General features: G+C 72.1%; 19 protein-coding genes and 1 pseudogene. 7 read left to right on the top strand and 13 right to left on the bottom strand.

Annotated features, from left to right (window positions below):
• Nucleotides 1-240 precede the first annotated feature (240 nt).
• From ACFV3E_RS37635 to ACFV3E_RS37625, 3 genes and pseudogenes are all read left to right on the top strand, one after another.
• Nucleotides 241-561, top strand: coding sequence for a hypothetical protein (locus tag ACFV3E_RS37635; RefSeq protein ID WP_500539628.1), 321 nt, complete (start codon nucleotides 241-243; stop codon nucleotides 559-561).
• Nucleotides 554-1,555 (top strand): annotated as a pseudogene (locus tag ACFV3E_RS37630) (serine/threonine-protein kinase); the annotation flags it as partial. The gene ACFV3E_RS37635 and the pseudogene ACFV3E_RS37630, both read left to right, overlap by 8 nt.
• A 199-nt stretch (nucleotides 1,556-1,754) precedes the next feature.
• Entirely contained in the window at nucleotides 1,755-2,531 is a 777-nt protein-coding gene (locus ACFV3E_RS37625) for an ABC transporter substrate-binding protein (RefSeq protein WP_500539626.1), read from the top strand.
• 53 nt (nucleotides 2,532-2,584) lie between these two features.
• On the opposite strand, the gene ACFV3E_RS37620 is transcribed toward ACFV3E_RS37625, so the two are convergent.
• Genes ACFV3E_RS37620 through ACFV3E_RS37610 form a run of 3 tightly spaced genes read right to left on the bottom strand, consistent with a single transcriptional unit; the run spans nucleotide 2,585 to nucleotide 5,603 of the window.
• Nucleotides 2,585-3,382 (bottom strand): IclR family transcriptional regulator, encoded by a 798-nt coding sequence (locus ACFV3E_RS37620; protein ID WP_500539624.1) that lies wholly within the window; start codon nucleotides 3,380-3,382, stop codon nucleotides 2,585-2,587.
• Between the two features lie 45 nt (nucleotides 3,383-3,427).
• Entirely contained in the window at nucleotides 3,428-4,369 is a 942-nt protein-coding gene (locus tag ACFV3E_RS37615; RefSeq protein WP_500539622.1) for a hydroxymethylglutaryl-CoA lyase, read from the bottom strand.
• A 1-nt stretch (nucleotide 4,370) separates the two neighbouring features.
• Nucleotides 4,371-5,603 carry a CaiB/BaiF CoA transferase family protein gene (locus tag ACFV3E_RS37610; protein WP_500539620.1) on the bottom strand — a complete coding sequence of 411 codons (1,233 nt, stop codon included), beginning with the start codon at nucleotides 5,601-5,603 and terminating at the stop codon, nucleotides 4,371-4,373.
• A 287-nt stretch (nucleotides 5,604-5,890) separates the two neighbouring features.
• Between ACFV3E_RS37610 and ACFV3E_RS37605 the strand changes: the two genes are divergently transcribed.
• A complete protein-coding gene (locus tag ACFV3E_RS37605; RefSeq protein WP_500539618.1) occupies nucleotides 5,891-7,429 on the top strand; it encodes a GntP family permease in 1,539 nt (512 codons plus the stop codon).
• 41 nt (nucleotides 7,430-7,470) lie between these two features.
• Here the strand turns inward: ACFV3E_RS37605 and ACFV3E_RS37600 are convergent, their stop codons facing one another.
• The 4 genes from ACFV3E_RS37600 to ACFV3E_RS37585 form a co-directional block, all read right to left on the bottom strand.
• A complete protein-coding gene (locus ACFV3E_RS37600; protein ID WP_500539616.1) occupies nucleotides 7,471-9,696 on the bottom strand; it encodes a HEAT repeat domain-containing protein in 2,226 nt (741 codons plus the stop codon).
• Nucleotides 9,697-9,783: 87 nt separating this feature from the next.
• Nucleotides 9,784-10,470 (bottom strand): NADPH-dependent F420 reductase, encoded by a 687-nt coding sequence (locus ACFV3E_RS37595; protein WP_500539614.1) that lies wholly within the window; start codon nucleotides 10,468-10,470, stop codon nucleotides 9,784-9,786.
• A gap of 71 nt (nucleotides 10,471-10,541) precedes the next feature.
• Entirely contained in the window at nucleotides 10,542-11,573 is a 1,032-nt protein-coding gene (locus ACFV3E_RS37590; RefSeq protein ID WP_500539612.1) for an LLM class flavin-dependent oxidoreductase, read from the bottom strand.
• The gene (locus tag ACFV3E_RS37585; RefSeq protein ID WP_500539610.1) at nucleotides 11,566-12,615 is read right to left on the bottom strand and encodes an LLM class flavin-dependent oxidoreductase; all 1,050 of its coding nucleotides are present in this window, start codon (nucleotides 12,613-12,615) and stop codon (nucleotides 11,566-11,568) included. The genes ACFV3E_RS37590 and ACFV3E_RS37585 overlap by 8 nt, the downstream gene beginning before the upstream one ends.
• 104 nt (nucleotides 12,616-12,719) lie before the next feature.
• On the opposite strand from ACFV3E_RS37585, the gene ACFV3E_RS37580 reads away from it, so the two are divergent.
• On the top strand, nucleotides 12,720-13,196 hold the full coding sequence (locus ACFV3E_RS37580; protein ID WP_500539608.1) for a MarR family winged helix-turn-helix transcriptional regulator: 477 nt from the start codon (nucleotides 12,720-12,722) through the stop codon (nucleotides 13,194-13,196).
• A gap of 48 nt (nucleotides 13,197-13,244) precedes the next feature.
• On the opposite strand, the gene ACFV3E_RS37575 is transcribed toward ACFV3E_RS37580, so the two are convergent.
• From ACFV3E_RS37575 to ACFV3E_RS37560, 4 genes are all read right to left on the bottom strand, one after another.
• On the bottom strand, nucleotides 13,245-14,054 hold the full coding sequence (locus tag ACFV3E_RS37575) for an SDR family NAD(P)-dependent oxidoreductase (protein WP_500539606.1): 810 nt from the start codon (nucleotides 14,052-14,054) through the stop codon (nucleotides 13,245-13,247).
• Between the two features lie 208 nt (nucleotides 14,055-14,262).
• The gene (locus ACFV3E_RS37570) at nucleotides 14,263-14,754 is read right to left on the bottom strand and encodes a DUF4188 domain-containing protein (protein ID WP_500539604.1); all 492 of its coding nucleotides are present in this window, start codon (nucleotides 14,752-14,754) and stop codon (nucleotides 14,263-14,265) included.
• A gap of 34 nt (nucleotides 14,755-14,788) precedes the next feature.
• Nucleotides 14,789-14,998, bottom strand: a complete 210-nt coding sequence (locus tag ACFV3E_RS37565; protein WP_500539602.1) for a 2TM domain-containing protein — start codon at nucleotides 14,996-14,998, stop codon at nucleotides 14,789-14,791.
• 50 nt (nucleotides 14,999-15,048) lie between these two features.
• Nucleotides 15,049-15,804 carry an alpha/beta fold hydrolase gene (locus ACFV3E_RS37560; RefSeq protein ID WP_500539600.1) on the bottom strand — a complete coding sequence of 252 codons (756 nt, stop codon included), beginning with the start codon at nucleotides 15,802-15,804 and terminating at the stop codon, nucleotides 15,049-15,051.
• A 354-nt stretch (nucleotides 15,805-16,158) separates the two neighbouring features.
• On the opposite strand from ACFV3E_RS37560, the gene ACFV3E_RS37555 reads away from it, so the two are divergent.
• Nucleotides 16,159-18,726, top strand: a complete 2,568-nt coding sequence (locus ACFV3E_RS37555; RefSeq protein WP_500539598.1) for an FAD-dependent oxidoreductase — start codon at nucleotides 16,159-16,161, stop codon at nucleotides 18,724-18,726.
• A 266-nt stretch (nucleotides 18,727-18,992) separates the two neighbouring features.
• Nucleotides 18,993-22,175: an ATP-binding protein gene (locus ACFV3E_RS37550; RefSeq protein WP_500539596.1), complete on the top strand. Its 3,183-nt coding sequence runs from the start codon at nucleotides 18,993-18,995 to the stop codon at nucleotides 22,173-22,175.
• Between the two features lie 138 nt (nucleotides 22,176-22,313).
• On the opposite strand, the gene ACFV3E_RS37545 is transcribed toward ACFV3E_RS37550, so the two are convergent.
• Nucleotides 22,314-22,898 (bottom strand): carboxymuconolactone decarboxylase family protein, encoded by a 585-nt coding sequence (locus tag ACFV3E_RS37545; protein ID WP_500539594.1) that lies wholly within the window; start codon nucleotides 22,896-22,898, stop codon nucleotides 22,314-22,316.
• A 13-nt stretch (nucleotides 22,899-22,911) separates the two neighbouring features.
• Nucleotides 22,912-23,511 (bottom strand): cupin domain-containing protein, encoded by a 600-nt coding sequence (locus tag ACFV3E_RS37540; protein ID WP_500539592.1) that lies wholly within the window; start codon nucleotides 23,509-23,511, stop codon nucleotides 22,912-22,914.
• Nucleotides 23,512-23,949 lie beyond the last annotated feature (438 nt).

Raw genomic sequence — 23,949 nt, 5'->3', positions numbered from 1 at the left:
CACTCGGCACCACTCGCGTCTCCCATCTCGCACGCCTCACCCTTGCGGCATGACCCGCTCCCGAGAGCCGATTTACGACTTTCCCAACGGAGTCCTTTAGGGCGGAGAGGATGTCAAGTGTCCCTGACGGTCACCGTGCACAGCTCGGTGGTCGGCGCGCGCCGGGACATGGCGGTGTCGCTTGAGGAACCCCTGCGCTGCCCCAAGTAGCAGCTGAACGCGACGGAGTGGGTGCGGGGCATGGCCTCGCGGGGCGACCCGTACGACGAGCAGCGGAACGCCACGTCCGACGACGACCTCATCGAGTTCGGCGAGTACGTGGTGGACGGCGACGGGGAACCCCGCCGCTTCGACTGGTTCAAGCACCGGCTCGGCCCGGTGACGGTGGCGGCGACCGTGCGCCACGCAGCCGGCGCCGATGAGGCCGAGAAGTCGAAGGTCACACAGGCCGCGCTGGCCGGGGTCACGTACGTCACCGCCGACATCGACCGGCTCGGCGCCGTGCGGGCGAAGAAGGCCGGGGTGTCCGGCGACGAAGCGGAGGGTGCGGGCGATGAGTGAGCCGATGCGTCCGACCGACCCGGCGTCCGTCGGGGGCTTCCGGCTGCTGCGGCGGCTCGGCGCCGGCGGCATGGGCGTGGTGTACCTGGGGCGCTCCGAGGCGGGCGCGCTGGCCGCGGTGAAGGTGATCCGGGCGGAGAGCGCCACCGACGACGAGTTCCGCGCCCGGTTCGCGCGGGAGGCGCAGCTCGCGGCGCGTGTGGAGAGCCCCTGGGTGGTCCCCGTGCTCGGTGCCGACGCCGCGGCGCACGAGCCGTGGCTGGCCACCGCGTTCGTGCCCGGCCCCTCGCTCGGCGAGGCGGTGGCCGAGCACGGCCCCCTGCCGCCGTCCGCGCTGCGGGTCCTCGGGGCCCTGCTGGGCGAGGCCCTGGCCGCCGTGCACGAGGCCGGTCTGGTCCACCGCGACGTCAAGCCGGGCAACGTGCTGCTGGCCGTCAACGGCCCCCGGCTGATCGACTTCGGCATCGCACGCGCCGCGGACGACACCGCGCTCACCGCTTCGGGCCTGGTGATCGGCACCCCCGGATTCCTCTCGCCCGAACAGGCCCGCGGAGAGCAAGCCGGCCCCGCCGGTGACGTGTTCGCCCTGGGCTGCGTGCTCGCTTACGCCGCCACCGGCCGCCCGCCGTTCGGCACCGGCACCCCCGACGCCCTGCTCTACCGGACCGTCCACGACGAGCCCGACCTCGACGGGGTCACCGGCGAGCTGCGCGAGGTCCTCGACGCCTGCCTGGCCAAGGACCCGCAGGCCCGGCCCACTCCGCAGGAGCTGCGGCGGCGGCTCTCCGAGGACGGCCCCGGGGACGCCGCCCCGGAAGGAACCGTCCCGGAAGTCGGTGTCCCCGAGGGCGCCATCGCGTCGCCCCCGGCCTGGCTGCCGGACGCGGTGGCCCGCACGGTCGCCGCACGCTCCGCCGAGAGCCTCGCCCTGCCGGCCGTCGAACCCACCGTGGTGGACGAGCCCGGCGACACGCCGTCGGCGCCGCGGCAGCGGCTCACGTCCCGGCGGCGGCTGCTGGCCGTCGGAGGGGCGCTGCTGCTGGCGGGCGGCGGCTCGGGGGCGGCGCTGTGGGCCGCGGGACGCGACGACCCCGAACAGAAGCCGGCTGCCGCCGCCGAGCCCTCGTACGTGCTCGGGGTACAGGTCACCCGCGGCCGTACCGGTCTGCACCGAGGCCGGCGTCTGCCTGCTGGTGACCCGCGCCGACACCGAGCAGCTCAACGTCGTCCACACGACCACCGCCCTCGTGCTGCGCCCCACCCGCACCGCCGGACCCGGCGCCGTGGTGCGCTACCTCAACCGCGTCGTCCGGCCCTCGCGCACGGTCGTCGTCCACGACCTCGCCGACGAGGAGGAGGGCCTGCCCACCGTCCAGATCGTCACCGTCCACGGCAAGCTCGACGGCACCGTCGACGTCCTGGAAGTGGCCGCGGGCAAGGGCTTCACCGCCGCCGCGCACACCATCGCCGCCCGCCCCGACGACGCCGTCCTCTTCGCCGGCGTCACCCCCGCCCGCGCCGCCGCCTGCGCCAAGGCCCTGCGCACCGCCGGTCACCGCGGCGTCCGGGTCGCCGACGAGAACGTGCTCTCCGCGTCCTTCCTCCGCGAAGCCGAGGGCTGGTGGATCGGCACGGCCTACGACGACGCCTCCGCGGACCCCCGGACCCGCGCGTTCGCCACCGCGTACCGCACCCGCCACCGCAGCGACCCGGCGCCCTGGGCCGCCGAGGCCTACGATGCCGTCCGCTTCGCCGCACACGGCCTCGCCGCCCGGACCGGCGACGACCGCGAGTCACTGCGCGCGGAGCTCCTGCGCGCCCCCTGGCAGGGCATCACCCGCCGCCTCAGCTACGAGAGCCAGTCCCAGTTCCTGGAGACCGGGCAGGACGGCGGATGGTTCCTCTACCACGTGGAGGACGGCCGGACCCGCTTCGTCTGCCGCCACGACGACATCGGCGAGGACATCTGAGGGCCGGCGTCCGGCTCCCCCGGCCGTCCTGGCCGTTCCCTTGTGCCGGGCCGTCAGCGCGCGGTGCCGTCGCCCCGGATGCCGGGGCGGTAGCCGAGACAGCGGGAGGCCTCCTCGGCGGCCTCGACGACGCACGGGGCGAGCCGGCCGACGTCGGCCGGGGTCAGCCGCTGCGTCGGCGCGCCGATGCCCAGGGCGGCCGCCAACTCGCCGGTGCTGCCGAAGACCGGGGCACTGATGGACGCGGCGCCGATGTCGCGTTCCTCGAATGAGGCGGAGAAGCCGTTGCGGCGGATCTCCTCCAACTGGTCGTCCAGGAGGTCGATGTCCACCACGGTGCGCGGGGTGTGCCGGGTGAGGCCGTGGCCGACCGCGTCCCGGCGGGCGGTGGGGTCGAAGGCCATGAAGACCTTCCCGGCCGAGCCCGCGTGCAGGGACATCACCATGCCCACCGCGAACATCCGCATCACCACGTGGTGGGCCTCGGCCAGCGACACCACGGTGCGATGGGCGCCGTCGCGGACGTAGAGGCAGGCGGTCTCCCCGGTCCTGTCCCGCAGCCGCCGCAGGGCGGGCCGGGTCAGGCGCACCATGTCCAGGCCGAAGGTCCCCGGCGCCGCCCACTGCACGAAGTGCAGGCCGATGCGGTAGGTGTCCCCGTCACGGTCGAGGAAGCCCTCCCGCAGCAGGTTGTGCACCAGGCGCTGGCAGGTGCTCGCCGGGAGGCCGGTGGCCCGGGTGATCTCCTGGAGGTTGAGCTCGGGGCGCTCGATGGTGAAGCACTCCAGGATCTGGCGGATCTTCTGCAGGACCAGCAGCGGCGCGGTCCCCGCCTTCCCGCCCATGCGCATCACCGCGTCCTTCCGGCCCTGGCCGGGCCCTTCCCGTACGAGGACTCACCGTACGTCAGCCGGCGCGACCCGGGTGCGCAGCGGCACGGGCGCGGCCGGCACCGCGGACAGCGCGGAGTCGAGCCGGTGCCCGAGCAGCACCCGCAACTCCTCGCGCAGCGCGGTGAGACGGCGGACGTCGACCCCGGTGGCGATGCCCGCGTGGTGGCAGAGGTTGACCAGGTCGTCCGTCCCCAGGTTCCCCGCGGCGCCGGGGGCGAACGGGCAGCCGCCGATGCCGCCGAGCGCCGCGTCGAAGCGCCGTACGCCCAGGCGCAGCGCCTCCCAGACGTCGGCGGACGCCATCCCGTACGTGTTGTGCAGGTGTAGGCCGAGGGGGAGTTCGGGCAGCGCGTCGCGGACGGCGGTGACGGTGCGCCGGATGTGCCAGGGGCTGGCCGCGCCGATGGTGTCGGCGAGATGCAGCACGCGGATGCCGAAACCGTCGAGCCGCCGGGCCAGTTCCACCACGGTGCGCGGGTCCGTCTCCCCGTCGAAGGGACAGAGGAAGGCGGTCGCGATGGTGGCCTCCAGCCGCACCCGGTACGCCTTGAGCACCTCCACCGCGGGCAGCAGGCGTTCCAGCGCCTGCTCGCGCGGCACCCCGGCGTTGGCGCGGCTGTGGCCGTCGCTCGCCGAGACGGTGAGCCGTACGTCGCGTGCCCCGGCCGCGATCGCCCGGCGCGCGCCGCGTTCGTTGAACACCAGGGTGTGCAGCAGCGCGGACTCCCCGGGCCGCAGCCGGGCCACCAGCCGGTCGGTGCCGGCCATCTGCGGAACCTTCTCCGGGTTGACGAAGGAACCGATCTCCAGCGAGGGCAGCCCGGCCTCCAGCAGCCCGTAGGCCAGCCGCAGCTTGTCGACGAGGGGGAGCACGGCGGGCTCGTTCTGCAGCCCGTCGCGGAGCAGCACATCGGTGATCACCACCTGGTCGGGCGTGGCGGTCATCTCACACCACCCCCCGCGCGCGCAGTTCGGCGCGGCGGTCCGCCCCGATGCCCAGTTCGGCGAGGACGGCGTCGGTGTGCTCACCCAGGTCCGGGCCGAGCCAGCGTGTGCCGCCGGGCGCCTCGGCCAGCTTCGGGACGACGCCGGGGAAGGCCACGTCCTGGTGCCATCCGGGGGCGATGGCCACACGGTGCCGTTCGAGCATGCCGCGCGCCGCGAAGTGCGGGTCCTTGGCGATCTCGGCCGCGGTGTAGATCGGGCCGGACGGGATCTCGCCCTCCTCCAGCCGCTGCAGGACCTCCTCGTACGGCAGCCGGCCGGTCCAGGCCGATATCGCGGCGTCCAGTTCGGCGGCGTGCCGCACGCGGCCCGCGTTGTCGGCCAGGCGCGGGTCGTCGGCCAGTTCGGGCCTGCCGATGACGCCCGCCAGGCGCTTGAAGACCGCGTCGCCGTTGCCGCTGATCACCACGGACACGCCGTCCCGGCACTCGTACGTGTTGGACGGCGCGGCGCCGGGCAGGGCGCCGCCGGCACGTTCCCGTTCGACGCCGAAGGCGTCGTGGTCGGGGGTCAGGGACTCCATCAGGGAGTACACCGCCTCGTACAGGGCGACGTCCACGACCTCCCCGCGCCCGGTCGCGGCGCGGCGGTGGAGCGCGGCCAGGGCGCCTGCGACGGCGTACAGACCGGCCACGGAGTCGGCGAGGCTGATGCCCACCCGGGTCGGGGGGCGGTCGGGGTCGCCGGTGAGGTGGCGCAGTCCGCCGACGGCCTCCGCCACGCCGCCGAAGCCGGGGCGGTCGCGATAGGGCCCGGTCTGGCCGTACCCGGAGATGCGGACCAGGATCACCGAGGGGTTGACCTCCCGCATGCGCTCGGGGCCGAGGTCCCAGCGTTCGAGCGTGCCCGGGCGGAAGTTCTCCAGCACCACGTCGGCGCGGGCGATCAGGGCCAGGGCCACCTCGCGGCCCTCCGGGCGCCGCAGGTCGAGCGTGACGGAGCGCTTGCTGCGGTTCATCGCGCGGAAGAGCAGGGAGGTGTCGCCCTCGTGCAGCCGCCAGCGGCGCAGCTCGTCCCCGACGCGCGGCCGTTCGACCTTGACGACGTCGGCGCCGAAGTCCGCCATGAGACGGCCGGCGGACGGGGCGGCGATGAAATTGCCCAGCTCCAGGACGCGCAGCCCCGTGAGAGGACCGGACGGCGCTTCGCTGTCCTGTTCGAAGGGTTCGGGCATCTGCCATCACCTCACAGACCCATATGGTGATGTCCACTTCCATGATGTGGGCCAAGGGAGCTCGCGTCAATAAGTCCCATATGTTCCTCTCAGCGGGTGAGACGTGCTCTTTCCTGCCCGGAATCGGGTGTCCGGAGCATGCGTGTGCATGCGCCGAACCGGGGGAGTACCCTCATGATGAGTCGCCGTCTCACTCAGAGCCGGTCATGGACGAGCCCGCTTCCGCACCGCGATGGGGCGCCTGCCCGAACTCGCCTCCCCGGCGCCGTGTGTGCAAGGGAGCGCGGATGTCCGAAGTCCCGGTACTGGCCAACACCGCCGTCGCGATCGCCGGCATCGTCGTACTGATCGTCCGCTTCCGCGTGAACCCGGTGATCTCCCTGGTGGTGGGGTCGCTCTACCTGGGCCTCGCGACCGGCCTGGGGGTGGCCCGGACCATCAGGACCATCACCACCGGCTTCGGCGACATCATGGCGGAGGTCGGCCTGCTGATCGCCTTCGGCGTCCTCATGGGCGCGGTCCTCCAGGAGATGGGCGCCGTCGAGCAGCTCGTCGACCGCCTGCTCCGCGTCTTCGGCCCCCGGCGGCTCCCGCACTCCATGGCCCTCACCATCGGCACCCTGCTGCAGGCCATCTACCTGGACGTACTCCTGGTCATCTGCGCACCGCTCGCCCGCACCGCCTCCCGCAAGATCGGCCCGCTCGGCTCGGCCCGCATGGGCGCCGCACTGGCGATCGGCCTCGAGAGCGGCATCGTCCTCATGGTGCCCGGCGTCGGAGCGCTGGCCCTGGCCGCGCTGCTCCACGTGCCCCTGGGCACGATGCTGTTGTGGGGCCTGGTGCTGATCGTCCCCACGGTCCTCGTCTCGGTCACGATCATGTCCTTCCTGTTCCGGCGCGGGCTGTGGAACAGCGCCACCGACGAGGACGCCGCCTTCGCCCCCGGACCGGCCGCCCCTGCGGCACGGCAACCGGAGCCGGGGCGGGAGCCGGAGCCGGCGACGACTCGCAAGGCCGACGCGGCGCGGGTCCACCCCGTCCCGGCCGTCGCCGTGGTCGGCGGCGCCCCCACGCCGGGACGTGCCGGGCCCGGGACCGGCCGCCCCTTCAGGCACCGCCCCGCGCCGGGGCTGCGGACCACGCCCGTGGGGGCTGCGCTCCAGGGCGGCGAGGAGAAGGGCCCGTGGCTGCTCGTACGGTTCGCCCCGCTGGTGACCGCCCTGTTGATGATCGGCGGCGGCGCGGTCGCCCAGGCCACCCACACCCGCAACCCGGTGCTGTCCTTCGTCTCCAGCCCCGTGGTGGCACTGCTCACCGGGCTCATCGGCACGCTGCTCGTCGCGCGGTTCACCGTGGGCCGCGAACGGGTGGAAGGCGCCCTGGTCCGCGGCTTCAAGGACAGTGGCCAGATCCTCATCCTGACCGCGGTGGGCGGCTCGCTCGCCGCCGTCGTGGGGGCGTCCGGCCTCGGCGGCATCCTGCGCGGCTCCTTCACCACCGGCGGGCACGTCGCACCGCTGCTGCTGGTCTGGGCCGTCGCCGCCGCACTCCACCTCGCCGTCGGCTCCGTCACCATCTCCGCGATCACCACGGCCGGCATCCTCGCCCCGATCGCACCCGGCCTCGGCCTCGACCCGGTGCTGGTGGCGCTGGCCATAGGCGCGGGCTCGCTGTTCGCGGTGCACGTCACGAGCAACACCTTCTGGCTGCTGCAGTCGCTGATGGGCCAGACCACCCGCGGCACGCTCAAGAGCTGCACGCTCGGTGTCTCCGTGGCCTCGGTCGTCGCCCTCCTGCTGCTCCTGCCGTTGTCGATGTTCGTGTGAGTCCCGTGGTGCGGTCCGCAGTCGGTCCGCGGAAGGGACGTTCAGCGCGTCAGACCCGCCAGGACGTCACGGGCGGCACCGCGGAACTCCTCGTCGCCGCGGATGATGTCGATCTGAACGCCGGATCCCACGATGCGGCGCTCCCCGTCGGCGAGCCGGCGTATCCGGTCGAGCTGGGCGGCCGTGAACGCGGTGGGGCCGAGGGCGGCCAGGGTCTTCAGCGCGGCGAGCGCGGAGTTGAGATACGCACCCGGCTCGAGCGAGGGGAGGACACGGTCGACGAGTTCCGTGAGCGGGACGCCGGCCGGGCGGTCGCTGCCGGGGTGCAGGGCCGCCAGCGCACTCACGGCGGCCGCGGCCGTGTCCGGGCGGTCGAGCATCGCCAGCAACCGTGGCTCGGCCGGCCGCGCGGCGGGCCCGACGAGGGCGGCGGCCTCGGCTGCCCGCTCGGCGACCCGGTCGCCCCAGGGCTGCTCGGTCCAGCTCAGGCCCTCCAGGACGACGGGCAGCACGGTCTCCCGATCACCCGTCAGTTCCCAGGCCGCGGTGGCCGCCGTCAGCGCCGCCTCGACCGAGGGGACCGTGGAACGGTTCTCCACCGGTTCGGCCAGCAGCGTCCGGAGACGGGGCAGCAGCGGACGCGCCTGTTCGCCGAGCGACGCGACGGCACCGACGCAATGGTCGCGTCTGCCGTTCGGCTCGTCGAGGGCCGGCTCCAGCACGGCGAGCAGGGCGGCGGCGTCGCCCGTCAAGGAGTGGAGCGCGGCGGCTGCCGCCTGACGGTCCGACGGGGATCCGGTCCCGGCGCGGGCACGCAGCGCGGCGACCACGTCCGGGTCGCGCCCGGCGTCGGCGACGGCGGCGAGCGCCCTGCTGACCGCGAACGGGTGATGCGGGAGGGCGTCGACCAGTTCGGGCAGTGCGGCGCGAGCCGACGGTCCCCAACCCACCAGGAGGCCCGCGAGGTGGACCGGCTCGTTGACGGTGGCGAGGCCGCCCGCCACCGGTGACTGCCGTGGGCCGGACGTCGCGGCGCCGGCGGTCCGGGCCGCGAGCCGGGCCCGGACGGCGTCGAGCAGCGCCGGGGTGCACGGTAGCGGGGCCGGAGGCTTCAGCGTGGTGCGGCGGAAGGCCGCTTCGAGAGCCCGTGGCCGGTCCTCGAAGTGCCGGGCGAGGAGGTTCGCCGCCTCGGGGGCACCCAGCCACACCAGGGCGGCCAGGGCCCGGTCGGCGTGCTCGCCCGCCCCTTCGGCGAGGCGGACCAGCGGGGCCACGGCCTGGGGCGCGGGTACGGACCAGTCGCGTATCGCGTCGATGACGGCGCCCGCGGTGTCCGGGTGGTCGAGCAGCGGCAGCATCGCGGGCAGCAGCCGTGCCGGGGCGCTACGGGAACGCAGCGCGAGGCACTCCGCCGCCCAGGTCGCCTCCCCGGCGGACTCCTTGGGGTCGGCACCGGCGCGTACGGCCTCCACCGCGCGGTCGAGCGCCGAGACGGCGACGTCGATCGCCGCCCCGACGTCGCCCCGCCCGTGCAGTCCGATGACCAGGGACTCCAGCGCTTCCCGTTCCCACTGGCCGCCCACGGTGTGCGGTTCCAGCGGCGACAACTCCGCGACGGCGGCGGCCGCGTCGCCGCCCCACGGCTGACCGGTGTCCACGATCGCCAGCAGAGCCGCCACCCGCACCCGCGGGGACTCCGTCGCCCGCAGCGCGGCCGCACACAGCTCCTGCGCCGCGCCCCGGTCGACGGCGGCACACGCGGTCAGCACGTCCGCCCGCACCGTCGGATCGGTCTCCGTCTCCCAACGCCGCCGCAACGCCACCCGCGCGTCCGGCCCGGCCTCCGGCCCGCACTGGGCGAGCGCCCAGGCCGCGCACTGCCGCACCTCGGGGTCGGTGTCCGACAACAGGGGCAGCAGCAGCGGAAGTTGCGCGACGACCGCCGCACGCGCGGCGCCCGGCCGCTGCGGATCGTGCTCGTCCGTGCTCTCGGCGACGGCGCCCACCATGCCCAGCAACTCCCCGCGGCGCACCCCCGCCACCGCGAGACGCGCCAGGAAAGGCACGGCCGCGACCGTCGCCCGGTACACCGTGCCCTGGTGCACGAGGCTGCCCCACAGCTCCTGCTCGGCCTCCTCCGCCGTCTCCTGATCCTGGGAGGTCAACGCCCGCAGCAGGGCGGGGACATCACCGGCGGGACCGTAGGCATGGTGCAGTTCCGCCCAGGCGACGCGGTCCAGTTCGGCGAACACGGTGTCGAGATCCATACGCGGATCCTGCCATGGGGGTCCGACAGCGCCGGGCCCGGGCGGGAGGTCATCGCCTCCCGTCCGGGCCCGCAGGTCCCCGGCCGTCTACGCCCGCGCCGCCGCGACGCTGCGTCCGCGGTCGGTCTCCGGGAAGCGGCCGAGCATGGCCCGCAGTTCGCCGCTGTCGACGTTGGCGCCGAAGGGCTCGGTGCCCGGTTCCAGGCGGACGCCCTCGGCGAGGGGGCCGGCCACGACGGGCTCAAAGCCGAGCGCGTCCACCAGGCCGGCGACCTCGGCGAGGTCGTCGGGGTCGTCGCCGGCGATGGCGATCGCCTTGCGGCCGGGCGTCCCGCCGGGCCGGGCCCCGTCCTCCAGGTCGTGGTAGCCCATGTGGTTGAACGCCTTCACCACCCGAGAATCCGGCAGGAACGCCTGGACGGTCTCGCTCGAGGACGTACGCGGATCGGTGAGGTCGTCACGTATGCCGTCGACCTCCCACCAGTAGTTCATCGCGTCGATCACGAGCTTGCCGCGCAGCTCCTCGGCCGGGACGGTGCGGTACTTGCCCAGGGGCAGGGCGAGGACCGCGAGGTCGGCCCGGGCCGCGGCCTCGGCGGCGGTGACCGCGACCGCGCCCGGGGTGAGGACCTCCACCGTGAGCGCGATGGCGGCGGGGTCGCCCGAGCCCGCGATCAGCACGCGGTGGCCCGCGGCCAGGGCCAGCCGGGCCAGTACGGTCCCGACCTTGCCCGCGCCCAGGATGCCGATCGTGCGCACGCCCTCGGTGTTCATCTTGTGGTCTCCGTTCCTTCGGTTCCGTTCCGGCGTCCGCGTCCGCGTCCGCGCCGGCGTCGGTGTCGGCGTCAGTCCGCGAGGATGTCGCGGACCATGGGGATCACCTTCGTGCCGAAGAGTTCGACGGCACGCATGCGGGCGGCGACCGGCTGGGGACCCACGGTGTAGATCAGGTCGAACCGGCCGACGCCGAGGTCGCCGACGGCCTGGGCGATCTTGCGGGCGACCGTCTCGGGCGACCCGACGTACATGGAGCCGTGCTCGATCTCGGCATCGAACTCCTCACGGCGGACGGGAGGCCAGCCGCGCAGCTTGCCGATGCGGTCGCGCATCACCTTGTAGCCGGGCCAGAACCCCTCCCGGGCCTCCTCGTCGGTGTCCGCGACGAAACCGGGGGAGTGCATCCCCACCGGGTGGGCGGTCGTCCCGAACTGGTCGGCGGCGCGCCGGTACAGGTCGATGTAGGGCGCGAAGCGCGTGGGGGAGCCGCCGATGATGGCAAGCATGAGCGGGAGGCCGTAGCGCGCGGTGCGGACGACGGACTGGGGCGAGCCGCCCACGCCCACCCAGGTCTTCAGCCGGCCGGACTCGGTCTTGGGGAAGACGTCGGCGTCCTTCAGCGGCGCCCGCGTGGTGCCGCTCCAGGTCACCGGCTTCTCGTCGAGGAGCTTCGCGAACAGCTCGATCTTCTCCTCGAAGAGCACGTCGTAGTCGCTGAGGTCGTACCCGAACAGCGGGAAGGACTCGGTGAAGGAGCCGCGGCCCAGGATCACCTCGGCCCGCCCCCGCGAGAGGGCGTCGACGGTCGCGAAGCGCTGGAAGACCCGGACGGGGTCGTCGGAGCTGAGCACGGTCACGCCGGAGGCGAGCCTGATCCGCTCGGTGCGCGTGGCGATGCCGGCGAGCACGGTCTCGGGGGTCGACACGGAGTACTCGGGGCGGTGGTGCTCGCCGAGCGCGATGACGTCGACGCCGATCTGGTCCGCCAGGACGGCCTCGTCGAGTACCTGCCGGATCGCCGCGGCGTGGGAGACGGGGGCACCGGTGTCGTCCACCGGGACGTCGCCGAACGTGTCGAGGCCGAATTCGAGGTCAGACATCAGTGGGTTCCTTCGTGAGCAGTTCACGCACCATCGGGGCCACTTCCCGGCCCAGGAGCTCGATGGTGCGGGCGCGGGCCTGGCGGGGCAGGTGCATGATGTCGTACTTGAGGTCGAAGCGGTCCAGGTGGAGGTCGCGGGCGACCCGGGCGATCTTGCGGGCGACGGTCTCGGGGGAGCCGACGAAGAGCGCGCCGTCGACGAGTTCCGCCCGGTAGCGCTCGTAGCTGGGCTTGTAGAAGCCGCGCTCCTCGGAGATCGCGGCCACGACCGGCTCCCAGTACCGCCACCAGGTCTCGATCGCCTCCTCGTCGGTGTCGGCGACCAGGCCCAGGGAGTGCTGCCCGATGGGCTGGGAGGGGTGCCCGTACTGCTGGAGCGCCCGCTGGTAGAGGTCGACGTGGCCGGCGAAGCGCTGCGGGCGGCCCCCGATGATCGCCAGCATCAGCGGCAGGCCGTACCGGGCGGCACGGATCGTGGAGTTGGGGCTGCCGCCCACGCCGATCCAGGTGGGGATGCCGCCCTTGCGCATGCGCGGCCGCAGGTGCTGGTCGGTCAGCGGGGACCGGACGGTGCCGGACCAGGTGACCGTCTCCTCCTGCTGCAGGCGCATGAACAGTTCGAGCTTCTCGTCGAAGAGCCGGTCGTAGTCCGCCATGTCGTGGCCGAACAGGGCGAAGGACTCGGTGACCGAGGCCCGGCCGAGGACGAGTTGGGCGCGGCCGTCCGACACCGCGTCCAGGGTGGAGAACGCGTGGTAGAGCCGCACGGGGTCGTTGGTGCTGAGCACGGTCACCGAGGTGCCGAGCTTGATGCGCTCGGTGGCGGTGGCCATCGCGGAGAGCAGGACGGGGGTGGCGGTGTCCATGTGCCCGGCCCGGTAGTGCTCGCCGACGCTGAAGACGTCGAGTCCCGCGGCGTCGGCGAGCGCGGCCTCCTCGACGAGCAGCCGGACGGTCTCGGCGTCGCCGAGCACGCGGCCGTCGTCCGTCGCGATCTCTCCGAACGAGTTCAGACCCAGTTCGAAGGCAGTGGGCGTCATGGTCCCCTCCTCCCGCCTGCGGAACGGTTCCGCGTCCGGCGGCCAAGTGATTGACGCGTCAAGCATGCATCGATATGATTGACGTGTCAAATAGAGGGGCGGTCATGGGACGCGGACACGGGCCACTGCCCACCACGGAAGAACTCCGGATCTGGCGTGACTTCATCGAGACGACGGAGCGGCTCCGCTCGCAGCTGGCGTCGCGCCTGCAGGGTGACTCAGGGCTGTCGCCCGGGGACTACGGCGTCCTGCTCGCGCTGCGCGAGGCGGAGGGCCACCGGCTGCGCTCCTCCGAGCTCGCGGCGGCGATCGGCTGGGAACGCAGCCGCCTGTCGCACCACCTCGGACGCATGGAGCGGCGCGGGCTGATCCGGCGCGTGGAGTGCACCACCGACAACCGGGGTGCCGAGGTGCTCCTCACCGACGACGGGGCCCAGGCCTTCCGGCGGGCCACGCTGCCGCACCTCGGCGCCGTCCGGGAGTTGTTCGTCGACTCCCTCACGGCGGAGCAGATGGCCGCCGCGGGGGAGATCGCCCAGGCCCTGCGCGCCCGGCTGGACGCCGCTTCCGGGCCTTCCTGAGGCCGCCGGGGCCGGTCGGGGGCCAGTCAGGGCGCGGTCAGGGCCCGGTCAGGGCCGGGCGTAACGGTCGCTGATGACGCCGCGCAGGCCCGCGGCGTTCCGCAGGCCCTGCCCCCGCGCGGCCTCGTCCTCCCAGGCCGCCATGTCGGGGAGGGTGGGGATGCAGACGAGCTCGCCCATGTCCAGACCGACGAGTGCGGCGCGGACGAGGTCGTCGGCGTCGACGAACGACTCCTGCGGGAACAGGGCGGAGTCCACACCGGAGGCCTCGAAGAACTCGGTGCGCACGGGGCCGGGCAGCACGACCTGCACGCGGATGCCGCTGCCCTCGACCTCGCGTTGCAGGGCCCGCGAGAAGTGCAGGTCGTAGGCCTTGCTGGCGGCGTAGGCGGTGCCGCCGGGCGGGGCGTGGAACGCGCCGATCGACGACACGTTGATCAGCGTGCCCGAGCCGTGCCGGTCGAAGGCGAGCAGCGCCGCCCGGGACAGCCGGGTCAGCGCGAGCACGTTCACCGCGACGAGACGGTCCAGGTCCGCGGGCGCGGCCTCGCGCAGCGGCCCGAGTGCCCCGAGGCCGGCCGCGTTGACGACCACGGCGAGGCCGTCGTGGTCGAGGACGGCCCGCTCCACACGGGCGAGGCCGCCCGGGTCGGCCAGGTCGGCGGCGAGGACGGTCGCCTCCAGGCCGGTCTCCCGCCGGACGGACTCGGCGAGCGCGGCCAGCCGGTCCGTGCGGCGGGCGACCAGGATCGGCGCGAAGCCGCGCCGGGCCAGCTGCTCGGCGTAGCAGCGCCCGATCCCCGAGGACGCGCCCGTGATCAGCGCGGCGTGGGTGGGGTCTGCCTGCTCGTGGGTCATGGGCACCTTCCGGGGGAGGGGCCGGACCCGTCCCGTCGTGCGGACCCGGTCCTCCCATCGTCGTGCCCCGGGCCGCGCTCCGCCGCCTGGCGGCGGGCGTGTCGCGACCGCCCACGCGACCTCATGCCTCGGGCGACGCCCGCCAGACCCAGTTGCGGCGCTCGTACGCCAGGCGCTTCAGCGTGAGTGGTCCTCGCAGAACGGACGCCTACCCCGCTGCCGCTCTCAGCCGCTGGGCCGCCGTGTCCCCGCGCCGACCGACCGGAACGACGCCTGTCGCGGCACCGAGGCCGTATGCCGGCATGTCGACGTACACCGATTCGTAGGAGCCCGCCGGGACGATGAACGTCTCGTGCCAGATGCCCACATGACCCTTCCCGGCGCGTGCGCGTCGGTTGAACGCCGTCCACGCGGGCCGGTGCTCCTTGTCCTGCTGGTGGGCGTAGGCGAAGAGCCGTTCCTTGTCGGACCAGTACTGGACGACGTAGAAGTCCCGGAGGCCGCCGTAAAGCACCTTGTAGCCGAGGAGCCCGCTGCTCCTTTCCTGTGACAGCTCGCGCAGCATTCGTGGCATCGACATGAATGCCGGAAACCAACTGGAGAATGCTCGCAGCCGGTTGATCCGCAGCCCGATGTGGAAGACGACGACGTCGCCTTCGGCGGCGGCGGTGTTGCGACCCGGAACCACTTTCCCGGACATGATCCTCCTCTGGTGCACCTTGCGTTGGTTCAGGTCATGGCCGGACGAGTGACCGGGACTTCGAACGAATCGCCCAGAAGTGGATCACCAGCCCGACACCCCAGCCCAGAATCGACCACAAGGGCCAGAAGAAGTGGTCGGGTGTGAGAATCCCCCACAGCACCACCTGGGCCACATTGGCGACGATGTACCAGAAAAGGTGGATTCGCAGGCCCCATCTCATGGCCTTTTCGCTCTTTTGCACGTTCCCTCCCACGGATCATCGGATCGATGCACTTGCGGTGACCAGCGGTGCTATTGCGGGAGCGCCTGCTCCCGCACGGCTGTCTCGATGAGGGCCACCGTCGCGCCCGGCCGGGAGACGAACACCATGTGCGAAGCACCCTCGACCACCTGGGTCCTCGCGCCGGAGCGCTGGGCCATGAACTCCTGCGTCGCCGGTGGGATGATCCTGTCGGCGCCGCTGATCAGGTTGTAGCTCGGGATCGTGTGCCATGCCTGCGGGCCGGTGGCGGGCTCGCCCAAGGCGGCTCCGGTGGCGGGGCGTTGCGTGATCGAGTAGAGGGTCGCTTCCTCCGCCGACACGTCGGCCGCGAAGTGAGGATGAAAGACCTTCGGGTCGATGTACAGGTCGACCTGACCGTCGGGCAACGGCACAGGCTTGAGGGACTCGCCCACGGTGCTGCCCGGGAACTTCTCGACCAGTGCTTGCGCGCTCTCGCCCGTCTCCGGCACGAACGCCGCCAGGTAGACCAGTGCCTTGACGTTCGCGTTTCCCGCGGCGGCGGTGGAGATGACCGCACCCCCGTACGAGTGCCCGACCAGCACGATCGGTCCCTCGATGCTCTCCAGCAGTGCCTTGACGTGGACCGCGTCAAAAGCGAGCCCTCGCAGTGGATTCGGTGCGGCGACCACTGGATGGCCGTCGGCGACAAGCCGCTTGGCGACGGTGTTGAAGCCGCTGCTGTCGGCAAAGGCTCCGTGTACGAGCACGATCGTCGGATTCCCGCTCATCATGGACCACTCTCTCCTTCGGATGTCGGCCGACAAGGACCGGAGCGGGTGTCGGGTTCTCCCGCACCGTCCGGCTGACGGCCACTTCTTTGAACCGCGCTCGCGGGGAACGTCCGCCGGCGCGACGTCGACCGCCGGAAGCATCCGGACATGTCGGTCGACGCACCGGGGGCGTCACCGCGGCGACCGTGGTGGGTTTGCGGATGAACTCGGCGAAGTACGCCGCGGCTCCGCACCCTCACGTTCGACGCAAAGCTATGGCGTCGCACTGGACAGGAATGGAATGGGAACGGGACCTGGTTCCGGGTGGCCTTCACTGGTCATTCAGTCGACGTCAAGCCGGTTCGGCCAATCTGGGCGCCTCGGAGGACAGATGACTGGGGGTGGCCGATGATGTCGGACGAGGAAGCCGATGTGGTGGTGATCGGGTCGGGTATGGGCGGTCTCGCGGCGGCGCGCACGATCGCGCAGTTCGGCGGGAAGCGTGTTCTCGTCCTCGAACAGCACTACACGCTCGGTGGGATGACGCACGAGTTCTCCCGCGCCGGGCGATACCGGTTCGGTACCGGGCTGCATTACATGAGCGCGAGTGCCGGCCCGTTCCTCGGGTTCATGACGGACGGCAGGGCGCAGCTTTCGCCCCTGCCGGACGAGTACGACGCACTCCACTTCCCGGGGTTCGATTTCGCCGTCCCCGCCACGAAGGAACGGTTCCGTGAGCATCTGAAGGAGCGGTTCCCTGCCGAGTCCGACGCGATCGACCGATTCTTCCGGACCATGCGCTGGGCCATGGCCGGGCTGACCGCGCGCAACGTCTTCGCATCGTTCCCCGCCGGCGTACGAAGAGTGGGTGCGCCCATCGTCGAGCGGCTCTTCCCGTCGACGTTCCGATCGTTGCGGGACCAGGTTTCCCGCAGTTTCCGCGATCCGCGTCTGCGGGCCGTTCTGGCCGCGCGGTGGGGGCTCTACGGCACTCCGCCGGCGTCGAGCGCGTTCGGTTATCACGCGGCGGTCCCGCTGACCTTCTTCATGGAAGGCACCGCACATCCCGTGGGCGGCCCGCACGAGCTCAACCGGGTCGTTCTGGAGATCCTGCGGCGGTACGGGGTGGTGCTGCGCTCCCGGCAGAGGGTCGATGAGGTCGTCGTCGAGGGCGGCAAGGTGGTCGGCGTCGACGTCGAGGACACCGCCACCGGCCGCCGTTACCGTGTCCGGACGGACACCGTGGTCTCGGCGGCCGGAGTGCGCAACACGTACGCCCTGATCGGGAAGAGCCACGAACTGGAGGATCTGCCCGAGGAACGGTCTGCGGTCATGCTGTTCCTCGGCCTGGACCGGTCGCCGGCCGAGTTCGGGTTGCGCGGCGAGAACCACTGGTTCATGCCGGATCTCGCCGAGCACGGCAGCATCCAGCGCCCTCCGGGGGAAGGCACGCTGTACGTCTCGTTCGCCTCGCTCAACAACCCGGCCGCCCGGTTCCACACGGTGGAGTTGCTGGAACTCGTCGATCCGAAGGTGGTCGACCAGTGGCGCGGCACGCCCGAGAACGAGCGGCCGGAGAGCTACCGGAAGTTCAAGGACGAGCTGACCGAACGGCTGATCGCCCGCCTGGAGGAACGCTGGCCCGGCTTCCGGGAGACGATCGCATTCGCCGAACTGGCGACACCGCTGTCGTTCGAGACCTATCAGCACAGCGTCCGGGGATCCTTCTACGGACTCGCGGCGACTCCCCAGCGGTTGCGCTCGGCCCGCGCGGGATGCCGTACTCCGGTCAAGGGCCTCTTCGTGGCCGGGCAGGACGCCTGGGGGTCCGGCGTGGTGGGGGCGCTGGCGGGCGGGCTGATGGCGGCGAACGCGGTCCTGAAACCGCGGCAGCTCGGGACGATGTGGCAGGCCATCCGTTCCGGCGGGACGACCCGGGATTCGGCCGCGCCCTGGGAGGGTTATCTGCGGGTGGCCGGCATCGAGGTGCTGACCCCGACCGTCCGCAGGATCCGCTTCGAACCCCTGGCCGGGGACACGATGCCGTTCTCGTTCGCCGCCGGGCAGTACGTGAAGGTCGACCTGCCCGTCGCCATCGAGCCGATCGAGCGGTCGTACTCGATCTGCAGCAGTCCCGGGGAGAGCGGCTTCGTCGAGATCGCCGTGAAGCACGAGCCGGACGGGCTGGGTTCGGGATTCCTGCACGAGGAACTGGAGGTCGGGCCGGCGTTGCGGGTGAGCGGCCCGCACGGCGAGTTCACCTGGGATCCGGGCAGCGAGGCGGACACACTCCTGCTCATCGCCGGGGGCGTCGGGATCACCCCGCTGATGAGCGTCCTGCTCGCGGCCGCCGACGCCGGTCACACGGGGCGGATCGTCCTGCTGGCGAGCTTCCGGACCGAGGACGAGGTGGTGTTCAGGCCGGAGATCGAGGCGCTGCGGTCCCGGTTGCCGGGGCTGGAGGTGTCGATCTTCACGACCGGCCGGAAACGGCGGATCGGTCTCGACGACCTGCTGCCCCACGCAGGCCCGACGACCCGCGTGCACCTGTGCGGGCCGGCGCCCATGATGCAGGACCTGATCGGCCGCCTGAGAGAACTGGGGGTGCCGCGAGAGGCCATCCACACCGAGGCGTTCGTGTCGGGCCGGAGCAAGGAGACCCGCCGGGAGAAGGCGCACTCCATCGCCGTCGCCGCCGCGGCGGCCGGCGTCACCGAGTTCGTGATCGGCACGGAGGGCGGCGCCCCGGCGTTCCCGTGCAGCCCCGGGCAGTCGGTCCTCGACGCCGCCAACGCCGTCGGCGTCGCGTTGCCCCAGTCGTGCGGCGAAGGCGCTTGCGGTACCTGTCGGGTGCGCGTGCTCTCCGGCGCATGCGAGACCGACGACCGGGGGATGTTCTCCGCCGACGAGTTGGCGGCGGGCTGGCGGCTGGCCTGCCAGACACTGCCCACCGAGGACCTGGTGATCGGCCAGTAGGACGGGCCGCGCCGCGGTTACTGTCCGCGCCATCCCGTCGATAGCAGGACGGACAACGGCCTCTGGCTCCAGCCTGTCCGGTCCAATGGCGTTCGGCGCGTCGCCCGGCTGAAGAACCTGCCGCAATTACTGCAGTCGCCCCTGGCCGTTCGCTTGGCCCTTCCGGCCGGCAATGGGCAGAGGTCGCTCTCCCTGCCGCGTGACTTCGGTCACCACGGGCAGCGAACGGCAGCGAGGGCGACCCGGTACTGGGAATGGAAAAGGGAATGGCCTCCTCCGACGCATCTCTGCGTCTGCAGGTTCTCGGTCCGTTGCGGGTCTGGCGAGACGGTGTGGAACTGGACGCCGGTCCTCCACAGCAGGCGTATGTGCTCGCCGTTCTCCTCGCCCGTGGTGGCGAGCCGGTCAGCATCAGCGAGTTGGTGGACCTGATCTGGGCCGAGGACGTCCCGGCCTCGGCGGTCAACATCCTCCAGAAGTACGTCGGTGCGCTGCGGCGGCTGCTCGAGCCGGCGTTGGCCGCGCGTGAACCCGGCTCGTACCTGCAGCGTCGCGGTAGCGCGTACCTGTTCGTGGCTGACCCTGGGACACTGGACGTCGTCAGGTTCCGTGAGCTGGTCGACGCGGCCGAGGGCGGCGTCGCAGAGCAGCGGCCCGCTGCGGCACTCGACGGGTATTTGGAAGCGGTGGGGCTCTGGCAGGGCCCGGCCGGCGACGGGGTCGCCTACGGTTCGACCGGTATGGCGATCTTCGCCGGGCTGGACGACGAGTTCCGCCGCGCCTGCGTGGCGGCAGCCGAGTTGGCGACAAGGCTCGGCCGGCCCGAACGTGTGCTCCAGTCCTTGCACATGGCCGCCCGGATGGCGCCGTTGCACGAGACAGTGCAGGCGAGTCTCATCGCCGCCCTGGCTGCCGCCGGCCATCCGGCCGAGGCGCTGTCGGTGTTTCGGACCGTCCGCGCCCGTTTGGCCGAGGAACTGGGCGTCGCCCCCGGCCCGGCACTGGTGGCCGCTCAGCTGCGTGTGCTGGAACGGGCACCGGCTGAGGAAATGCCGAATGAGCAGTTGGCGGCGCCCACCACCAGGGCGTCGGCTGTCGACTGCCTGATCGGCCGGGCCGAGGAACTCGCGTTGGCGCGACATGCGGTGGAATCGGCACTCGCCGGTTCGACGGGGTTTGTGCTCGTCGAAGGAGAACCTGGAGTCGGCAAGACCCGCCTGCTTGAGGCGACCGGCGCCGAGGCAGACCGGCATGGCGCGCTCGTTGTCTGGGGCCGCTGTTTGGAAGGGGACGGCACGCCGTCGATGTGGCCGTGGGCGCAGGTCGTCGGCGCGCTCCTGGACGACGTGCCGGCCGCAGAGCGGGGGGAATGGCAGGCGGGCGAACTCGGTCGTCTCGTGACGCCGCGCGGCAGCGGCCACACGACATCAGCCCTGCCGGACAGCGGCGTCCAGTTCCGCTTGTTCGAGCAGGCTGTCGCGCTCATCCGTCAGGTATCGGCGCGGCGACCTGTGGTGCTCGTCGTCGACGACCTTCAGTGGGCCGATGCCGCCTCGCTGGATCTGTTCGGTCACCTGATGGCTCGGCTGCCGGGGGGCATCGCCGTGATCGGGGCGCTCCGCGACCGTGCGCCCGCGCCGAGTTCGGAGCTGGGGCGGATGCTCGCCGCAGCAAGTCGGCTGCCCTGTCACCGCAGGATCCCGCTGGGCCCACTCGGCCCGGCCGAGGTGGCCGAACTCGTCCGCCGTGAGACCGGGCAGGACCCGGGCCCGGGTGCCACCCGCCTCATCCACACCCGCAGCGGTGGCAACCCCTTTTTCGTCCGCGAGCTGTCCCGGCTTCTCGCCGATGGCGATGTGCTCACGGAAGCCACGGCGGCCCGGACCGCGGTACCGGCCACTGTCCGAGACGTCGTTCGCGACCGGATGACCGGACTGGGTACTGACGCCAGAAGCCTGTTGCAGACCGCCGCGCTGATCGGCCGTACCGTCGACCTGGCTCTCCTCGCCCGCGCCGCCGGTGTGGACCACCAGACGTGTCTGGACCGCCTGGAGGCGTGCGAAGGGCTGGGCCTGCTCGAACCTTCGCCCGGCGACCCTTACTCATTCGGATTTCCGCACGACCTGGTCCGCGAATCGGTGGTCGAGACCATATCGCCGCCGTCCGCGGCCCGGCTGCATCTGCTGGTCGCCGATGCCCTGGAGCACAAGGTGGCGGACACCGAACTGGTGGCCGAGCGCCTCGCCCACCACCTGTGGTCTGCGGGGCCGCTCGCGGATCCGGCCCGAACTGCGACCGCGCTCATCCGGGCCGGCCGCTGCGCCGCAGCCAAGCTGGCGCTCGAGGCAGCCGCGCGGCAGCTTCACGCGGCCGCGCGGGTGGCACGGTCAGCGGGCCTGGCGGAGCTGGAGCTGGCCGGCCTGTCGCTGTTCACCGCGGTGGACGGCATGCGGGCGGGATACGTGGGCTCGGCGGTCGATCTGCTGGAGCGGGCCGAACACCTCGCCCGTGGACTCCACCGGGAACGGGAGGCCGCCGACTTCCTCTTCTCGCGCTGGGCCGCGTACGCCCAGGGCGTACAGCTGGATCGCGCAGGCCGGTTGGCCGGCCAGTTGCTGGTGCAGGGGGAGGCGTCCGACGACTCTGCCGTGCGTGCCTACGGCTGGTACGCCTGGGGCATCCACCAGTGGGGCGTCGGCAACATCGGAGAGGCGTTCCGGTACCTGAGCCGGACCGACTGGACCGTTCTGGACGACCTGGCCCATCGTGAGGAGAACCCACTCCGGCGGGATCTGCGACTGCTCGCGGCCGGGATGCTCGCGATGACGACCGCATTGCATGGCGACGTCAACGCGGCATCGGCTCAGCTCGCCACGATGGAGGCCGCCGCGGGAAGCGACCCCTACGCGATCACGGTCTGGGCGGCGTACTCCGCAAGAGTCGCCGCTTTGATCGGCGACCCGGCGCGGGCGCTGCGCTCGGCCGAGTGCGGGATCGCCGTGGACCCCACGTTCTCGTTCGGCTTCCTCGGCAGCTACCAACGCCTGGCCCGCTGCTGGGCGCGCGCCGTGACCGGCGAGGCCGCGGCCGGCGCTGCCGCAGAGGCGCAAGGTCTGATCGTTGCGTCGCTCTCCGACCCGCCACGCTCGGGCCTGGCCACCTGGTACGTGCTCCTTGCCGAGATGTGGCTGGCAGCCGGAAAGCTGGACGAGGCCGACGCAGCGCTCGACCGGGCGGACTCGGCCATCGAAACGTACGGCCAGCGCTACGCCGAAAGCCTGCTGCTTCTGCTCCGGGCACGGGTGTTGCAGGCGCGCGGCGAGCCGGTCGCCACCGTTCGGGCCGTTGCCGAGCGGGCGCACACACTGTCCGTTGAGCGCGAGGCCCACCTGTTCGCCCGCCGTGCCGAGAAACTGATAGCCGAGCTTGCGGACAGCACATCCCGCTGACATCCGCGTTCAGGCCGCCCGCCGACGGCGGGCGGCCTGAACGCGTGCTCCGGATGCCGCGGCCGGCCGCTCGGGTGTCCGAGCACTACGAAGCGACGATCCGCAACGCCGCAATCGCTGGCAGACACCTTGTCGTCGTCACGGCTGGGCAGTTGGCTGTTCCCGGCCGGGGACCGGCACGTCGAAGCAGTTCAGGACCATCGCGATGAGGCAGTAGCTGCCGATGAGGAACACGAGCTCGCCGACCCCGTCGTGGCCCAGCAACTGCGTGGCCCGGTCGTATGTGGAGTCCGGCAGTATGCGCCCGGAGGTCAACGCCATCGCGACGTCGTGGGCGACGGCCTGTTCGTCACTCAGCCCGGAGGGCCGCCCGCCCGCCGCCAGGGTCGCGACCTGTGCCGCCGCAAGGCCGACCTCGTCTGCCGTCTGCTCGTGTGCGTACAGGATGTACCGGGCGCCGTAGGCGGCGCCGACGGTGAGGATCGCCACTTCGCGAACGATGGGGTCGAGGTGAGCCTCGGCCGCGACCGCCCGCTGCAGAAACAGAGCCGGAACCCCGAACGTGGGGAAGTGCAGCATCGCCGCGAACGGCCCGACCAGTGCGCCGTCGTCGTCGAGGATGACGACGCGGCCCTGCTCCTCGGTGACGAGGCCGGCGATGCCGTCATGCACCTCGCGGAGTTGGGGGTTGAGCTCATCGGGTGGGATGGGTCGAATACGCATACGATGCTCCTTCTCAGAGTCCGTCGGTGTACTGGCCGTCGATGAGTACGAAGGCGACCCGGCAGTTCGCGGCCGACCGGTTTGTCCATGCGTGGTTCGTGCCGCGCTGAATCACGATGTCTCCGGCGCGGACGACGGTCTCGCCCTCGTCGAGGACCAGCGTGAGCTCGCCCTCGACGACGATCCCGTAGTCGATCGTCTGCGTGCGGTGCATCAACGGATGCGGGGCGCCGGCGACGGACCGTGCGGCGTCGGCACCGCCCATCTCCGCGAACTTCGCGGCCGCCTCGGCCTCCGTCAGGTTCCGGATCCGGTCGTCCTCCGGAGGGAAGTCGATCACCCGGATACGAGTGCCACGCTCGGGAGGTCCAAGCACCAGACCGTCCTCCGCCGGCTCACCTGACCGCCGGTCGATGACGGCCGGCGTCTGGCGTGTGTTCCACACCTCGTAGAAGATCGGGCCACCAGGCCCGCCGATCTCCGCCACGCGAGTCGGCGGCGCGTCCTGCGTGATCACCGCACGGTCGGAGATGTCATGGCCGGTCACGATTCTCCGAAACGGTTTCCATGGGTTCATAGGGTAAGTCCCGCTCTTTTCGGTCGATTTGGGCATGCCTGGTCATCGCGTCGATGAGGTAAGCGGCCCGGCGGGCATGGGCGCCGCCGCGCACCGAAAGACTGGCACCCGGCACTTGACGTGGAGTTGACCGTCTGTGGACGGTGCCCCGGTGTCCGTAAAGTCCGTCTCGGCGCGCACGCCCGGCGAGCAGGGCTCCGGGCTTTCACCGCGACCGGAGCGGCTTCTGCGCTGTGCGGTTCTGGAACGGAACTCTCCCCGGAATTGTGCTGGTCCGCGGCTGCGGCACGTGGACCGGCCGCAGGCCGCAGCTGCGTTGGTACCCGCCGATCGGTAACCTGCAGCCGCCGCGCCAACTCGATCGAGCGTTTGTTCGCAAGTGATAACGTTGTCGGCAACCTGGTTCCGCCACGACAGCACCGCCCGGCGATCGCATCGGCGGATGGGTTCAGGCCGCAGACCAGCCATAAAGCG

It is taken from the genome of Streptomyces sp. NPDC059718 (assembly GCF_042733315.1).
GTDB lineage: Bacteria > Actinomycetota > Actinomycetes > Streptomycetales > Streptomycetaceae > Actinacidiphila.
The sequence above is the reverse complement of the archived record's forward strand: the minus strand, read 5'-3'. Positions and strand labels throughout refer to the sequence as shown.